Source organism: Arthrobacter citreus, from assembly GCF_038405225.1.
GTDB lineage: Bacteria > Actinomycetota > Actinomycetes > Actinomycetales > Micrococcaceae > Arthrobacter_B > Arthrobacter_B citreus_A.
Map to the genome: position 1 here is coordinate 3,199,655 of NZ_CP151657.1, position 14,044 is coordinate 3,213,698.

The window sequence follows — 14,044 nt, forward strand, 5'->3', positions numbered from 1 at the left end:
GGAAGCTAAGCGGCGTTCCTCAGAGTTCGGGGGCGTTCAGCGGCGGCCGATTGGCAAAATACCGGTAGGTTACTGCCGGTCCCGCCGGGTTTGGCTCCACCGGTAACGTCCTGCGGACACCGTAGTGCCGGCCGCCGGTGTCGGTTTCCACGCTGATGGACGCCAATTGCCGGTCAATCTCGTCCTCCACCGGATCATGAAGGTGCCGGACAGGTTCGGTGACCCGGTCCCGTTCCGCATCCCCGTAAAAGACGGACACCATATGGGCCAGCCTGCCCAGCGGTCCCCCTCCATGCGTGGCGGGTGCGGGCCGGGGCATAATTTCATCGCTCATGGAGAATTCCTTGTGCGGTCGAGGCCGGAGGAATCCCTGGGTGAGGGCTCCGGGGGTTCATCAACCGTACGCTTCGGAAACCCCCTGACGAGGGGTCTGCGCAAAAACTCTTTGGACTTCGATATCCAAGGCGCCGGGGCTCCGGCGCCGGCGGGCCGAACTTACTCCGGCTGGCGCGGAACGATGTAGCTGCTGCCGTCGGCTCGGGTAACCGTCTCCCACAGGGCCTTTTCCTGTGCCTGCTGTTCCTTGAGCAGCTGCTGGTTTTCCTCAGTCATGGGATGGTCCAGGGAACTGGTCTGGGCAGGGCCGAAAATCATCCGGACCTTGCCGGTGGTCCGCATGAATTTCGAGGTAAAGCTCTCTTTGTCCGCCATGTCCAGCACCTTTCCGCAGCGACTACTCCTTCTGCCATAGTACGCTAATGATTAGTGCACTAATGATGAGAGGGAGCGGACAATGGACCAAGCTGACGAGGATCTCCTGCTGGAACATCAGCTCTGCTTTGCTCTCTCCGTGGCCTCCCGCAGCGTGGTGGGCGCCTACAAGCCGGTGCTCGAGAATCTCGGGCTGACCCACCCGCAGTACCTGGTCATGCTCGCGCTCTGGGAGCAGAGCCCCCGCAGTGTCCGCAGCCTGGGCAACGCCCTGGCCATGGATCCGGCCACCCTCTCGCCAATGCTGAAGCGGCTGGAAACAGCTGGACTGCTTACCCGGAACAGGGCACCGGGGGACGACCGGTCCCTGGCCGTCGCTCTGACGAAAGCCGGCCTGGACCTGCGCCGGGACGCCGCAGAGATTCCGGGAACCATGATGGCCAGGCTGGGCCTGAACCGCGGGCAGGTGCAGGAACTCAATGACACCATGCGCCGGCTGATCGCAGCCGCGCAGGCTGCCCCCGCTGACGCCGGGAGTGCCGGATAGCCGGCGGGAAGCAGCCGGAACCACCGCGGACCGGGATAATGGGAACCGTGACCCCTTCCCCCTTTTCAACTGTCCTGACGGAGGACCAGTGGCTGCCGCTGAGCCGGCGGCACAGCGAGCGCGTGCATCCCTTCGTGGACGGCTTCCTCGAGCGCCGCTCAGCCGGGCGGAAGCACCCGGTGGAGGATTTCCTCTTTACCTATTACTCCCAGAAACCCGGCCAGCTGCTGCGCTGGCATCCCGGCGCCGGCGTTGTGCTGACCGGTGATGCTGCGGCGGAGCGGACGCAGTGGAAGTTTTACCGCTCCCTGACAGAACCTGAGCTGGAGCGGGAGGGGCTGGACAGCAGCACCGCAGCGGTCACCGTGGACATCGACGGTTTTATCGCAGCCCGGGGCGGCGCCGTCGACTTCACCCGCCTGCTGCTATCCCGCACGGCAGCCCGGAAGCCGTCCCTGGGTTGCTTCGGCATGCATGAATGGGCCATGGCCTACAAGTCCGAAGAAAACGGCATCCGGCATGACTACCTCAAGCTGCGCCTGGGCGCTGAGGGAACCGATCAGCTGGTGGAGAAGAGCCGGATCCGCTGTACGCACATTGATGCTTTCCGCTTCTACACGCCCCAGGCCGTTCCGCTGAACGAGCTCACCCCCACCCGGGAAAATCAGTCCGAGCTGGAACAGCCGGGATGCCTGCACGCGAACATGGACCTGTACAAGTGGACCTACAAACTGGTCCCGCTGCTGCCCAGCGCTTTGGTGATGGACTGCTTCGAGCTGTCCTGGCGAATCCGGATCATGGACATGCGCGCGTCCCCCTATGATCTGCAGGACTGGGGCTACAGTCCCCTGCCGGTGGAGACGCCGGCCGGGCGCGGAATGTATGCTAGCGCTCAACGCGCCTTCAGCGAGGAATCGCAACAGCTGCGGGCCCGCATCCTTGGCCTGCTGGACCCCCTTCAGGAGCAGCTATGCAACCAGAACCCACAGGCCGGATCAGCCGCACCGGGGAACAGGCCTACGACCTGACGCTGACCCGAAACTTCATCGAGCCGCCGTCGGCGCTGTGGAACAGTTTTACCAATCCGGTCCAGGCCGCACAGTGGTTTGGGCGGTGGGAGGGGACCCCCGCCCGCGGTGAAAGCGTTGACCTGCAGATGCTTTACGAGGACGGGCTGCCATGGAGCCGGGTGACGGTTTCCGAATGCGCCGCACCGGAGCTGCTCCGCCTCCTGGTCGAGGACGAATACGGCAGCTGGGACCTGGAGGTCCGGTTCAGCCCGCGGTCAGGCGGTACCCAACTGGATTTCATCCACCACCTGGAAGACCCGCTCGCCGCCGAGAGCGTGGGCCCGGGCTGGGAATACTATCTTGACCGGATGACGGCGGCCCTCACCGGCGGAACCGCCCCCGAGTTTGATGACTATTACCCCGGCCAGGGGCCCTACTTCCTGGCGCAGGCACGGGCCGCTGCCGATTCGGGCGGGACCCCGGACGAAAACCCCGGACAGGTTCCCGGGACGTCAGGCTAGGCTGGGACCCACCCTAGCTGGAGGTCTCACCATGCTCCGTCCGTTCCGTTACCTGCTGATTCCCGCGATCACCGTCATGGCCCTCGCCGGATGCGGAAGTTCCGGCGGCAGCGAGCCGTCCGAACCGGCATCCCCGTCCGCGTCGAACACGACGCCGTCGAGCCCGGCATCCTCAAGTCCCTCAGCCTCAGGCCCCGCGGCAGCTCCGTCGTCACCGGCCACCACATCCCTGACCGTGGAGTTCCGCGCGGAGGGCACCGACGTCACCGACACGTATTCACTCGAGTGCGACGGCGAAACCCCCGTGGGCGACTCCGGAGCCCCTGACCCGGCCGCCGCCTGCGCTGCGCTGGCCACCCGGGGTACGGAAGCGTTCGCCCCTCTGGACCCCAATCTCATGTGCACCCAAATCATCACGGGCCCCCAGCGGGCGCATGTAAGCGGCACGCTCAACGGTGCCGCCGTGGATCGTGAGTTCTCGCTGTCCAACGGCTGCGAAATCGGCCGCTGGGAAAGCCTTGCCGGACTGCTCGGCCCCGCCGCAGGCGCCCTCTAACCGAACCTCCGCCGGCAGCCCCTGCCCTCTGGCCCGGGAACTTTTTTCGCCGGACTTGTCTGTCCCGGAACCACTTGCGTAAACTGAGTAAGCATACTTACTACCTGTTCTGGGCGATGGAGTTCTCCGTCCGGACCTGAACTGGAGGAACGATTATGTCAACGCAAGCGAGACCCGAAGGTGCAGCCGACCCGGCCCCGGAACCCTACGTCCCGTGGTGCACTCACTGCGGGACGGATGAATTCCTGATCATTGAATCCGTGGAACCGGCCGTTGGCGAAGACGCAGCGGAGTTTCTGGAAATCAGTTACACCTGCTCGGAATGCGACCGCTTTTACGGGCATCCGGTCCGGCACTCCCCCGTATGGGCCCGCCGGATGAACAAGGACAGTGCGGTCATGGAATACCTGCACTGCGGTGAGCCCATGCAGCCCAAGGACACCACCTCAGTGTCCATTTTTGAACCCGTCTACACCGGACCGGACAACATCGTGGTTCCCGAGGTGCAGCTGGACACCACAGTGCTGCGGTGCCGCTGCGGGTTCCAGATGGGCGTTCCCGCCTAAGCGGGTCCCGCAATTGTCCTTCCGGCGGATCTACACACGGCGTAATGTCCCCTGTGGAGATCCGCCGGCAGTGCGTAACGTGGCAGCCAGACCCCTTAGGAGACACATGCGCACGCATAAGACCCTCGCAGCACTTGCACTGGCTGCCGCTGCTTCCCTGGGCCTGGCCGCCTGCGGATCAGGCGATGCCGGCTCAGAGGCCACGGCTGCAACCGGACTTGAGGCCGTCCAGGAGGCGGGCACCATTGTGGTGGGGACGGAGGGCACGTACCGCCCGTTCAGCTTCCACGCCGACGGCGCGGGTGATCTCACCGGATACGACGTCGAGATCACCGAGGCGGTAGCGGAGAAGCTCGGTGTTGAGGTGAAGTTCGAAGAGACCCAGTGGGACGCCATCTTCGCCGGGCTGGAAGCCAACCGCTTCGCGATGATCGCCAACCAGGTCTCCATTAACCCCCAGCGCGAGGAATCGTACGAGTTCTCGGAGCCGTACACCGTGAGCCCGGGCGTGATCGTGGTGCCTGCCGGCGAAACGTCGATCAGCTCCTTCGCGGATCTCAAGGACAAGACCACCGCACAGTCCCTGACCAGCAATTGGTACACGCTTGCCAAGGACAATGGAGCAAACGTCGAGGCGGTGGAAGGCTGGGCGCAGGCGGTCGCCCTGCTCGAGCAGGGCCGTGTGGATGCAACGGTCAACGACAAACTGACTTTCCTCGACTATATGCAGCAAACTCCGGACGCACCGCTTGAGGTCGCGGCCGAAACCGACGATCCGGCCCTTTCGGCGTTCGCTTTCGCAAAGGGCAACACTGAACTGCGCGACGCCGTCAACGAAGCGCTGTCCGAACTGCGCGCTGACGGAACGCTCGCCGAGATCTCGGAGAAGTACTTCGGCGAGAACGTCTCCGAGTAGCTCCGCGCATGGATGAGTCGACGTGGGACCTTGTTCTGCGCTCCTTCCTGCCGATGCTGGAAGGAGCGGTGAAGGGCACCATTCCGCTGGCCCTGGTCTCGTTTGTCCTGGGTCTGGCCATTGCGCTCGGCGTTGCCCTCATGCGCCTGTCCAAGGTGCGGATCCTCTCCGGGATTGCCCGCGTCTACGTGTCGATTATCCGGGGAACCCCCCTGCTGGTGCAGCTCTTCGTCATCTTCTACGGGCTGCCGTCCATCGGTGTGGTGGTTCCCTCCTGGCCCAGCGCCGTCATCGCTTTCTCCCTCAACGTGGGCGGCTACGCGGCAGAAGTCATCCGGGCTGCCATCCTTTCGGTCCCGCGCGGCCAGTGGGAAGCGGCGTACACCATCCGGATGTCTCCCGCGCAGACGCTCATCCGCGTGATCCTTCCCCAGGCGGCACGGGTATCGGTGCCGCCGCTCTCAAACACCTTCATCAGCTTGGTCAAGGACACGTCCCTCGCCTCGCTGATCCTCGTCACTGAGCTCTTCCGGCAGGCACAGGAAATAGCGGCCTTCAGCCGGGAGTTTATGGCCCTCTACATTGAGGCCGCCGTCATCTATTGGATGATCTGCCTTGTCCTGTCCACGGGACAATCAGCCCTTGAAAGGAGGCTGGACCGCCATGTCGCCAAGTGACAGCTCAGATGAACTCACCAGCGGGAAGGGACGGGCTGCTGCGGCGGACGTCCTGGCCGTCCGGGACCTGCACAAGCGCTTCGGCGCCGTCGAGGTGCTCAAGGGCATCGACCTGGACATCCGGCGCGGCCAAGTGGTTGCACTGATTGGACCCAGCGGATCAGGCAAAACCACCGTCCTGCGCTGCCTCAACGGCTTGGAGGTGCCGGACTCGGGGACGGTGCAGTTTGCCGAAGGGGCGGCGGTGGACTTCGGCAGCAAACCTTCGCGCCGCACGGTGTCGGGACTGCGGGAACACAGTGCCATGGTGTTTCAGCACTACAACCTGTTTCCGCACCGCACGGTGTTGGAAAACGTGATGGAGGGGCCGGTCCGGGTGCAGCGGCGCTCCCGGGAGGAAGCCTCCGCAGATTCGCTGGCCCTGCTGGAGCGGGTGGGACTGGCCGACAAACGCGACGCCTACCCCTACGAACTCTCCGGCGGCCAGCAGCAGCGGGTGGGCATTGTCCGCGCGCTCGCCCTGAAGCCGCGGCTGCTGCTCTTTGACGAGCCCACCTCCGCACTGGATCCGGAGCTCGTGGGTGAGGTCCTGGAGGCCATCCGTGAACTCGCAGCCGAGGGCTGGACAATGCTCCTTGTCACGCACGAGCTTCGCTTCGCACGCGATGTGGCGGACCGCGTCATCTTTATGGACGGAGGCGTCGTGGTCGAGGAGGGGCCGCCCTCGGAGGTTCTTACGTCCCCGAAACAGGAGCGCACCCGCCAATTCGTGCAGCGGCTGCTGGATCACTAGCGGCCCCGGCGAAGGGGCTGTTCGTGACCCCTGAAAGACACGAAAGGACTGGCGCGGAATTCGCCGCTAGACTGGGAGGTGCAAGCTCGCGGAGCGCTGAATCAGCGTGAGACGGCAGGGTCCGCGGCCACCCATTTCTCTCACAGGAGTTGCCCGGATGCCCCGGATCGTTGTTGACGTCATGCCCAAACCCGAAATCCTCGATCCCCAGGGCAAGGCCATCGCCGGCGCCCTTCCCCGGCTGGGCCTGACCGGGTTCACCGGAGTCCGGCAGGGCAAGCGCTTCGAGCTGACCGTTGACGGCGACGTCACACCGGAAATCCTCGAACAGGCCCGCACTGCGGCTGCCACGCTGCTGTCCAACCCCGTCATCGAGGACGTCACCCGCGTTGAAGTAATCCCGGAGGCCTGACCTTGAGCACTCCCCTGATCGGCGATTTCGCCGCTGCGCCCGCCAATGACGAGCTGCGGGCCATCCGGATCGGCATCATCACCTTTCCCGGCACCCTCGACGACCGCGACGCCGCCCGTGCGGTGACCCTCGCCGGAGGCACCGCCGTCGGGCTGTGGCACAACGAAGCCAACCTGCAGTCCGTGGACGCCGTCATCATTCCCGGCGGCTTCTCCTACGGCGACTACCTGCGCGCCGGCGCCATTGCCCGCTTCGCCCCGCTGATGGACAAGGTGGTGGATGCGGCGAACGGCGGCATGCCCGTGCTGGGCATCTGCAACGGTTTCCAGATCCTCACCGAGGCGCACCTTTTGCCCGGCTCGATGATCAAGAACAACCACCTGAAGTTCTCCTGCGCGGACCAGCTGCTGCGCGTGGAAAACAACACCACGGCCTGGACATCCGCGTACGCCAAGGATTCCGGCATGGTCATTCCGCTGAAAAACCAGGACGGCCAGTACGTCGCCGACGAAAAGACGCTGGACGAGCTCGAGGGCGAAGGCCGCGTGGTGTTCCGCTACGACGGCGTCAACCCGAACGGCTCGCGCCGGAACATTGCCGGCATTTCCAACGCCGCCGGGAACGTCGTCGGGCTCATGCCGCACCCGGAGCACGCCGTCGAGGCCGGGTTCGGCCCGGATTCCTCCGCCTACGGCGAAGTCGGGCTGGGTTACGGCACCGACGGCCTGGGCATCTTCACTTCAGTACTCACCTCGCTCGTTGCCGGAGGCAAATAAATGACCGTTTCCGCAGCCTCCACCGAGGCGAAGAAATTCCGTATCGACACCGTCGAACACGCAGCCGCCACTCCTGAAACGCAGCTTCCCTGGGCCGAACTGGGCCTGAAGGAAGACGAGTTCAACCGCGTCGTCGAAATCCTGGGCCGCCGCCCCACCGCCGCGGAACTGGCAATGTACTCGGTCATGTGGTCCGAGCACTGCTCCTACAAGTCCTCCAAGGTGCACCTGAAGCAGTTCGGTGACAAGGTCACCGAGAAGATGAAGGAACACCTGCTGGTCGGCATCGGCGAGAACGCCGGCGTCGTGGACATCGGTGATGGCTGGGCCGTGACGTTCAAGGTCGAATCCCACAACCACCCCTCCTTTGTGGAGCCCTACCAGGGCGCCGCGACCGGCGTCGGCGGCATTGTCCGCGACATCATCTCCATGGGCGCCCGCCCGGTCGCCGTGATGGATCCGCTGCGTTTCGGCGCCATCGACCACCCCGACACCGCCCGGCTGGTGCACGGCATCGTCTCCGGCATCGGCGGCTACGGCAACTCGCTCGGCCTGCCGAACATCGGCGGCGAGCTGGTCTTCGACTCCGTTTACCAGGGCAACCCGCTGGTCAACGCACTGGCCGTGGGCGTCATGCGCCACGAGGACATCCGCCTGGCCAACGCCTCCGGCACCGGGAACAAGGTGGTGCTCTTCGGCGCGCGCACCGGCGGCGACGGCATTGGCGGCGCCTCGGTGCTGGCCTCCGAGTCCTTCGATTCCACCAAGCCGTCCAAGCGCCCCGCGGTGCAGGTGGGCGACCCGTTCGCCGAAAAGGTCCTCATCGAGTGCTGCCTGGAACTGTTCAAGGCCTCCGTGGTCGAGGGCATCCAGGACCTGGGGGCTGCCGGCATTTCCTGCGCGACGTCGGAGCTCGCCTCCAATGGCGACGGCGGCATGCACGTGGAGCTGACCAATGTGCTGCTGCGCGATCCCACCCTGACCCCGGGCGAAATCCTGATGTCCGAGTCGCAGGAACGCATGATGGCCGTGGTGACGCCGGAGAACGTCGAGGCGTTTGAAGCGATCATGGCCAAGTGGAACGTGGAGTACTCCTGGCTCGGCGAGGTCACCGGCACCGGACGCCTGGTCATCGACTGGGCCGGCGAAACCATTGTCGACGTCGACCCCAAGACCGTGGCCCACGAAGGCCCCGTGTACAACCGCCCGTTCCACCGCCCCGAAGGCCAGGACAAGCTGCAGGCGGATTCCTTCGCCGAAACCCGTCCGTTCGGCAGCGAAGCGGTCAAGAAGACCATCCTGGAACTGATGGCGTCGCCGAACATGTGCGACAAATCCTGGGTCACCAATCAGTTTGACCGCTACGTGCAGGGCAACACCGCACTGGCCATGCCCGACGACGCCGGCGTGATCCGCGTGGATGAAACCACCGGGCTCGGGGTTGCCATCTCCACCGACGCCAACGGCCGTTACGCCTACCTGGACCCGTACGAGGGCGCGAAGCTGGCCCTGGCCGAGTCCTACCGCAACGTCGCCACGTCCGGGGCAACACCGCTGGCCGTGTCCGACTGCCTGAACTTCGGCTCCCCCGAGGATCCCGAGGTCATGTGGCAGTTCGCCGAGGCCGTCCGCGGCCTGGCGGACGGCTGCCAGGAGCTGGGCATCCCGGTCACCGGCGGCAACGTGTCGCTGTACAACCAGACCGGCGGCGTCGCCATCCACCCCACCCCCGTGGTGGGCGTGCTGGGAGTGTTCGACGACGTCGCGCGCCGCACGCCGTCGGGCTGGCGTGAAGACGGGCAGGCGATTTACCTGATGGGCGTCACGAAGGACGAGCTGGACGGCTCGGAATTCGCGAACCTGCGCGGACACCTGGGCGGCCGGCCGCCGGCTGTGGACCTGCAGCGCGAAAAGCTGCTCGGCGAACTGCTGGTCAACGCCTCCCGTGACGGCATGATTGACGCCGCCCACGACCTCTCCGAGGGCGGCCTCGCTGCGGCACTGTCCGAAATGGCGCTGCGCTTCGGCGTCGGGGCCCGGATCGGGCTGGATGAAGTCTGTGAGCGCGACGGCGTGGACCTGTTCACCCTGCTGTTCTCCGAAACTCAGTCCCGCGCCCTGGTCTCCGTGGCCCGCAGCGAAGAGGTCCGGTTCAAGGACATGTGCGGTGCCCGCGGCTACGCCCACATGCGGATTGGCGTGGTGGATACCGAGATTGGCGCCCTGGACTTCCAGGGCCACTTCTCGCTGCCGCTGTCGGAGCTGAAGGAAGCCTACGAGGGGACCCTGCCGAAGCACTTCGGCTAACCCTCTCTTCCCTCCCCCTGCCCCGTCAAAGGACGTCCCCCGAGATGGCAGACAGTGCGGTTCTCAGCCCTGAGAGCCGCACTGTCTGCCATTTCGGGAAGCCTCCGCAGGGCCGAGACGCCAACCTGCAGCAATCAGCGCTGACCGGACCTTGTTAACGGCAGGCCCGCCGCCGTCGGCCATATGCCGCCGGGATATTCGAACCTCGGTCCAGCCCAGCGCCCGGATCCGTTCCTCGCGGCTGATGTCCCGTTCCACCTGACCGGGTTCGGAGTGCCCCGCGCCCTCATACTCCACGGCCACCCTGTATTCGGGGTAGGAAAGGTCCGGCTGATGGTGCATATTGCCCGCAGTATCAGGAACCGGCGCATTCACCAGCGGTTCGGGCAGCCCTGCGTCCACCAGCGCCAGCCGAAGCAGCGTTTCCGGAGGCGAATCCGCTCCCATACGGCTCAGGTCCAAGGCCAGCCTGGCCTTCCGGATCCCCCGTTTGCCGGTATGCCGGTCGATGACCTCCTGCAAAGACTCCTTGGTGGCATACGGCGCCGTCCTGTTTTCATACTCGGGACGGGGGATGCGGATCAAATGGTCTGCTATGACTGTGAGATCCGGGACGGTCAGACGCTGGGCCAGGTCAAGCCATGTCCGTTCCCTCGATGTCAGCGACAGTCCGTCCACGACACAGATCTCCCCCGCGAACATTTGTCCGGTGTGTCCGCTGACTCCTCCACGCCGCTGCGGAGACATGCCGGTGAGCCTCGTAATGTGCAGCATGCCGTCGTCGGCGAAGTGCGGCATCGGAAACTCCCAGACTTCGGCCGCGGAGTAGTGGGATGCGACGGAATAGGGAGTCACTTGGGTGAATGCCCGGTAGCGGCGTTGCGGGGGCATGCTTTGCAGGTCGGCCAGGTCCTGGGAATCCACCCACCGGATGGACCGGCTCAGGCGGGTAATCCGGGCGTGCCGCAGTCGGCCGCGGGAAATGCCGGACGCATCTGCCTCACTGACGGTGAAAGGGCCAGCAGTCAACCCCTGGGGCAACGGTTCAGGAATACGCATGCGAGAAGAATGGCCCTTTCGCATTTCCTCTGCAGCGGCTATCCACACCCTCCCGCGAACTGGCTGAAAGTGCACGTTTCAGGGCTGGGAAGCGCACTTTCTGCCAGTTCGCGGGAACAGGAGCTGGGCCGTCGCGGGAAGGGGGCGCGCGAAGAGTCGGCCCGGGACGCGAAAAAGATACTGGTCACGAAATTGCGGTAAATCCGGCGCGGGCGTGGACAATTAGCCAGTGACCTTGACCCCTGACCACACAGCATCGGCCGCGGAACCCCCCGTCCCGGCCACCGGTCCCGCCAGCGCTTCGGCCGGGCTTTCCACCGAGCGGCTGCAGCTGACTCCCATCACCGCCGCGGAGCTGGACGCCCTGATCGTCCAGTCCCGGCTCCCGGACTGGGCCCCGGATTTTCCACAGCCCACTGACCACGACGCCGCCCGGCAGTTCTTCGAAGCGGGCCTGAGCACCGTGGAAAAGGCCCTGAGCACCCGCCTCATCCGCGAACGCTCAACGGACCAGGTGGTGGGGACCATCGGCTTCCTGCTGCTGCCCGAAGAAGGGGACGTTGAGGTCAGCTACAGCATCGTCCCGTCACGGCGCGGCCAGGGCTACGCCACCGAAGCGCTCACCACGCTGGCACGGCACGCCCTGGACCAGGATGCGGTGTCGCGGGTCATCGCCTACACGGAGCCCGAAAACGACGCATCCCAGGCACTGCTGCTCACGGCCGGATTCCTCCCCGTCGAGACTCCGGGCATGGGGCTGGGCTTCATCCTTCAGGCAGCTGCGCTGCCCGAAGCCAACGTGTAGGCTGCCGCGACATACCGCCGCGTGATGAACCCCTGCACGGCACGGTTGGCGAAATCTCCGGCGGCTATCAGCCGGTTGGCGGGCCTGCTGTACGCCGCCACCCGGAAGGCCAGCTTTCCCTCGCCGTCCAGCTCGGCGTAAAAGCCCTCCTCACCCTGTTCCGGGTGTCCTTTGAGGGTGCCGTAACCAAACCCGGCGCGCTGCCCCGCTATGGGAACGCCGCCGTCGTCGACTTCGGGTTCCTCGGCCCACAGCACGCGGCAGGGGGCGTAATACCGCAGCGGACCCAGCCCGACTCCCGAGGACATCTCCACGCCCGCAGCCGCGCGGGGTGTCCGCGCCGCAACCCGGAGCCCGGACAGCCGGTGCAGGTCCCAGTTCAGGATGCCGTTGGCCAGGCGGAGGAATCCTGCCGCCGGATCCGCAACGTCCAGCCGTTCCCGCCGCAGGACCAGCCGGTATCCCTCCGGCCAGCGGTGCGTCAGCGGCTGGGGATAGGGCCGGCGGGTGTAGCCGGAATCCGGATAACTCAGGCCGCGGATCACCCGCCGGCCAGCCCTTTCCACATCAGCGATTCCCGGTCCCGCCGCGGCAGCGAGGCCACCACCAGATCGTAGGAGTCCTCCACGAGGTCCTGCACCAGGTCAACGTCCAGGCCGTCGTCGAGCCGCACCGAGTTCCAGTGCTTCTTGTTCATGTGCCACGCACCGTTGATCTGGGAATGGGCGGCGCGCAGCTGCAGCGCCAGCTCCGGTTCGCATTTGAGGCTGATGGTCAGTGGTGAGCCGCCCAGCCAGCACAGGGCAAACATCTTCGCTTTTCCGCCCGAGGCCTGCACCTTGAACACTGACGCATCCGGGCCGAACGGAAAGTCCTCATAGGCCCCCGGGAACTGCAGGCACACCCGCCTAACCTCTGCCTCGTCCATCCATCGAGCCTAGTCCGCCGCAGCACGCAGGCGCCACAAGTGACAGGATGGGAGCACCCGCATCTCAACCCGGCGCTCACCCCGAGTGGGCGCCCGAAACACGGAGGACACTTTGGCTCGCACAGGACACGGGGACCGGCTGGCGTCGGCCGCCGCGAAGGCCGCCGATTCCAAGAGCTTTGAACGCGCTGCCCGCGTCGGTTACGCCGCCAGCGGGCTGCTGCATCTGCTCATCGGAGTCATTGCACTGCGGATCGCCTCCGGAGGCAGCGGCGACGCCGATTCCTCCGGTGCGGTGTCGGCACTGTCCGGGCAGCCGGGCGGGCTGGTGCTGCTCTGGGTCTGCTTCCTGGGCTGCCTCACCCTTGCCCTTTTCCAGCTGTCCAGGATTTGGTTGCAGGGCGGAGGCTTGAAGGACAAGGAGCTGTGGAAGATGCGCGGTTCCGCCGCCGGCCAGGCCATTGCCTACGGCGCCATCGGCGTGACCTTTGGTTCGTTTGCCCTGGGCGGCGGATCGGACAGCGGCGAAAGCTCCACCAGTTGGAGCGCCCGGCTCATGGCACAGCCCGCCGGAGCGCTGCTGCTGGGCCTCGTGGGCCTGGGGATCGTCGCCGTCGGCGGTTACTTCGTCTTCAAGGGCGCCAGCCGCCGCTTCCGCAAAGACCTCCGCGCTGTTCCGCCGGGAGCCTGGGACCGCGCGGTCACCGTCACGGGTGTTTTGGGATTCATAGCCAAGGGTATTTCCCTGGCCATCCTTGGCGTCCTGGTGATGGTTGCCGCAGCCACCGCCGATCCCGAACGTTCCAGCGGTCTCGACGGCGCCCTGCATGCCCTGCGCGAACAGCCCTTTGGCTGGCTGGCTCTGGGGGCTGTGGGTGCTGGCCTCATTTGCTACGGCCTCTACACCGGGATCCTGCGGGCTCGGTTCGCCAGGCTGTAGGCGGCTTCCAAGCTGCAGGAGGGCTCAGAGCCCGAAGTGCGGGGCCTCAATAACGGGGCAGGTGTTCATGACAACGTCCAGGCCGGCGTCCTCGGCACGGCGGGCTGCCGCTTCGTCAATAACGCCCAGCTGCAGCCACACCGCTTTGGCGCCGACGGCGATGGCCTGGTCCACGACGTCACCAACACGGCTCGAGTTCACGAAACAGTCCACGACATCGATGGGGCCCGGAATGTCGCTGAGCCGCTTGTAGCCCTGGTTGCCGTGGACGTCATCGCCCTTGAGGCTGACCGGAATGATCTCCATGCCCAGGTGGTCCTGAATGTACTTGGACACCCCCAGCGCCGTGCGCAGGGGGTTGTTGGACAGCCCGACGACGGCCCACCGGCCCTTCTCCCGAAGCAGGCGCTCGACTACCGCCGGGTCATTTACGTGTGCGCCGTCAACTGCCATGTGCCGTCCTTTGTGGGAGCCGTGATGGGGCTCCAGCTTACGCCGGGGCTGCGGACACCCGCGAGGA

General features: G+C 65.7%; 19 protein-coding genes. 13 read left to right on the top strand and 6 right to left on the bottom strand.

Annotated elements, in window-relative coordinates; translation table 11 throughout:
- Window positions 1-19: 19 nt before the first annotated feature.
- The gene (locus AAE021_RS14715) at window positions 20-334 is read right to left on the bottom strand and encodes a hypothetical protein (protein ID WP_342023060.1); all 315 of its coding nucleotides are present in this window, start codon (window positions 332-334) and stop codon (window positions 20-22) included.
- 161 nt (window positions 335-495) lie between these two features.
- Window positions 496-711, bottom strand: a complete 216-nt coding sequence (locus AAE021_RS14720; protein WP_152220452.1) for a hypothetical protein — start codon at window positions 709-711, stop codon at window positions 496-498.
- An 82-nt stretch (window positions 712-793) separates the two neighbouring features.
- Between AAE021_RS14720 and AAE021_RS14725 the strand changes: the two genes are divergently transcribed.
- The 11 genes from AAE021_RS14725 (at window position 794) to purL (ending at window position 9,792) form a co-directional block, all read left to right on the top strand.
- Window positions 794-1,258, top strand: coding sequence for a MarR family transcriptional regulator (locus AAE021_RS14725; RefSeq protein ID WP_342023061.1), 465 nt, complete (start codon window positions 794-796; stop codon window positions 1,256-1,258).
- 38 nt (window positions 1,259-1,296) lie between these two features.
- Window positions 1,297-2,286 carry a 3-methyladenine DNA glycosylase gene (locus AAE021_RS14730; RefSeq protein ID WP_425362407.1) on the top strand — a complete coding sequence of 330 codons (990 nt, stop codon included), beginning with the start codon at window positions 1,297-1,299 and terminating at the stop codon, window positions 2,284-2,286.
- Entirely contained in the window at window positions 2,229-2,789 is a 561-nt protein-coding gene (locus tag AAE021_RS14735; RefSeq protein WP_342023063.1) for an SRPBCC domain-containing protein, read from the top strand. Before AAE021_RS14730 ends, AAE021_RS14735 begins: the two co-directional genes overlap by 58 nt.
- 31 nt (window positions 2,790-2,820) lie before the next feature.
- Complete coding sequence (locus AAE021_RS14740; RefSeq protein ID WP_342023064.1) at window positions 2,821-3,345, top strand: serine protease inhibitor; 525 nt, start codon at window positions 2,821-2,823, stop codon at window positions 3,343-3,345.
- Between the two features lie 155 nt (window positions 3,346-3,500).
- Window positions 3,501-3,911, top strand: a complete 411-nt coding sequence (locus AAE021_RS14745) for a hypothetical protein (protein WP_152220460.1) — start codon at window positions 3,501-3,503, stop codon at window positions 3,909-3,911.
- A gap of 106 nt (window positions 3,912-4,017) precedes the next feature.
- Window positions 4,018-4,827 carry an amino acid ABC transporter substrate-binding protein gene (locus tag AAE021_RS14750; protein ID WP_342023065.1) on the top strand — a complete coding sequence of 270 codons (810 nt, stop codon included), beginning with the start codon at window positions 4,018-4,020 and terminating at the stop codon, window positions 4,825-4,827.
- An 8-nt stretch (window positions 4,828-4,835) separates the two neighbouring features.
- Window positions 4,836-5,504 (top strand): amino acid ABC transporter permease, encoded by a 669-nt coding sequence (locus tag AAE021_RS14755; RefSeq protein WP_342023066.1) that lies wholly within the window; start codon window positions 4,836-4,838, stop codon window positions 5,502-5,504.
- Window positions 5,491-6,297, top strand: coding sequence for an amino acid ABC transporter ATP-binding protein (locus AAE021_RS14760; protein WP_342023067.1), 807 nt, complete (start codon window positions 5,491-5,493; stop codon window positions 6,295-6,297). Before AAE021_RS14755 ends, AAE021_RS14760 begins: the two co-directional genes overlap by 14 nt.
- Window positions 6,298-6,454: 157 nt before the next feature.
- Window positions 6,455-6,709, top strand: coding sequence for a phosphoribosylformylglycinamidine synthase subunit PurS (gene purS, locus AAE021_RS14765; protein ID WP_152220468.1), 255 nt, complete (start codon window positions 6,455-6,457; stop codon window positions 6,707-6,709).
- Window positions 6,706-7,485 carry a phosphoribosylformylglycinamidine synthase subunit PurQ gene (gene purQ, locus AAE021_RS14770; protein WP_425362488.1) on the top strand — a complete coding sequence of 260 codons (780 nt, stop codon included), beginning with the start codon at window positions 6,706-6,708 and terminating at the stop codon, window positions 7,483-7,485. Before purS ends, purQ begins: the two co-directional genes overlap by 4 nt.
- Window positions 7,486-9,792 (top strand): phosphoribosylformylglycinamidine synthase subunit PurL, encoded by a 2,307-nt coding sequence (purL, locus tag AAE021_RS14775; RefSeq protein ID WP_342023069.1) that lies wholly within the window; start codon window positions 7,486-7,488, stop codon window positions 9,790-9,792. It abuts the gene before it with no gap.
- 63 nt (window positions 9,793-9,855) lie between these two features.
- Here purL and AAE021_RS14780 read toward each other — a convergent pair whose 3' ends face one another.
- Window positions 9,856-10,851 (bottom strand): hypothetical protein, encoded by a 996-nt coding sequence (locus AAE021_RS14780; RefSeq protein ID WP_342023070.1) that lies wholly within the window; start codon window positions 10,849-10,851, stop codon window positions 9,856-9,858.
- 229 nt (window positions 10,852-11,080) lie between these two features.
- Here AAE021_RS14780 and AAE021_RS14785 point away from each other — a divergent pair, with 229 nt between their 5' ends.
- Window positions 11,081-11,656 carry a GNAT family N-acetyltransferase gene (locus AAE021_RS14785; RefSeq protein WP_342023071.1) on the top strand — a complete coding sequence of 192 codons (576 nt, stop codon included), beginning with the start codon at window positions 11,081-11,083 and terminating at the stop codon, window positions 11,654-11,656.
- Here the strand turns inward: AAE021_RS14785 and AAE021_RS14790 are convergent.
- Window positions 11,623-12,201 carry a DUF1990 domain-containing protein gene (locus AAE021_RS14790; protein ID WP_342023072.1) on the bottom strand — a complete coding sequence of 193 codons (579 nt, stop codon included), beginning with the start codon at window positions 12,199-12,201 and terminating at the stop codon, window positions 11,623-11,625. The two genes, AAE021_RS14785 and AAE021_RS14790, sit on opposite strands and share 34 nt — an antisense overlap.
- On the bottom strand, window positions 12,198-12,584 hold the full coding sequence (locus AAE021_RS14795; protein ID WP_342023073.1) for an MmcQ/YjbR family DNA-binding protein: 387 nt from the start codon (window positions 12,582-12,584) through the stop codon (window positions 12,198-12,200). The genes AAE021_RS14790 and AAE021_RS14795 overlap by 4 nt, the downstream gene beginning before the upstream one ends.
- A 112-nt stretch (window positions 12,585-12,696) precedes the next feature.
- Here AAE021_RS14795 and AAE021_RS14800 point away from each other — a divergent pair, with 112 nt between their 5' ends.
- Window positions 12,697-13,524 carry a DUF1206 domain-containing protein gene (locus AAE021_RS14800; RefSeq protein ID WP_342023074.1) on the top strand — a complete coding sequence of 276 codons (828 nt, stop codon included), beginning with the start codon at window positions 12,697-12,699 and terminating at the stop codon, window positions 13,522-13,524.
- Window positions 13,525-13,548: 24 nt separating this feature from the next.
- Here AAE021_RS14800 and AAE021_RS14805 read toward each other — a convergent pair whose 3' ends face one another.
- Window positions 13,549-13,977 (bottom strand): CoA-binding protein, encoded by a 429-nt coding sequence (locus AAE021_RS14805; RefSeq protein ID WP_342023075.1) that lies wholly within the window; start codon window positions 13,975-13,977, stop codon window positions 13,549-13,551.
- Window positions 13,978-14,044 lie beyond the last annotated feature (67 nt).

Excerpts from the sequence above, each read along its gene's own strand:
- AAE021_RS14755 (WP_342023066.1), top strand. The coding sequence starts at position 4,836 with ATGGATGAGTCGACGTGGGACCTTGTTCTGCGCTCCTTCCTGCCGATG.
- AAE021_RS14720 (WP_152220452.1), bottom strand. The coding sequence starts at position 711 with ATGGCGGACAAAGAGAGCTTTACCTCGAAATTCATGCGGACCACCGGC.
- AAE021_RS14795 (WP_342023073.1), bottom strand. The coding sequence starts at position 12,584 with ATGGACGAGGCAGAGGTTAGGCGGGTGTGCCTGCAGTTCCCGGGGGCC.
- AAE021_RS14725 (WP_342023061.1), top strand. The coding sequence starts at position 794 with ATGGACCAAGCTGACGAGGATCTCCTGCTGGAACATCAGCTCTGCTTT.
- AAE021_RS14780 (WP_342023070.1), bottom strand. The coding sequence starts at position 10,851 with ATGCGTATTCCTGAACCGTTGCCCCAGGGGTTGACTGCTGGCCCTTTC.
- AAE021_RS14745 (WP_152220460.1), top strand. The coding sequence starts at position 3,501 with ATGTCAACGCAAGCGAGACCCGAAGGTGCAGCCGACCCGGCCCCGGAA.
- AAE021_RS14760 (WP_342023067.1), top strand. The coding sequence starts at position 5,491 with ATGTCGCCAAGTGACAGCTCAGATGAACTCACCAGCGGGAAGGGACGG.
- purL (WP_342023069.1), top strand. The coding sequence starts at position 7,486 with ATGACCGTTTCCGCAGCCTCCACCGAGGCGAAGAAATTCCGTATCGAC.
- purS (WP_152220468.1), top strand. The coding sequence starts at position 6,455 with ATGCCCCGGATCGTTGTTGACGTCATGCCCAAACCCGAAATCCTCGAT.
- AAE021_RS14805 (WP_342023075.1), bottom strand. The coding sequence starts at position 13,977 with ATGGCAGTTGACGGCGCACACGTAAATGACCCGGCGGTAGTCGAGCGC.
- AAE021_RS14730 (WP_425362407.1), top strand. The coding sequence starts at position 1,297 with ATGGGAACCGTGACCCCTTCCCCCTTTTCAACTGTCCTGACGGAGGAC.
- AAE021_RS14750 (WP_342023065.1), top strand. The coding sequence starts at position 4,018 with ATGCGCACGCATAAGACCCTCGCAGCACTTGCACTGGCTGCCGCTGCT.
- AAE021_RS14735 (WP_342023063.1), top strand. The coding sequence starts at position 2,229 with ATGCAACCAGAACCCACAGGCCGGATCAGCCGCACCGGGGAACAGGCC.
- AAE021_RS14715 (WP_342023060.1), bottom strand. The coding sequence starts at position 334 with ATGAGCGATGAAATTATGCCCCGGCCCGCACCCGCCACGCATGGAGGG.
- AAE021_RS14740 (WP_342023064.1), top strand. The coding sequence starts at position 2,821 with ATGCTCCGTCCGTTCCGTTACCTGCTGATTCCCGCGATCACCGTCATG.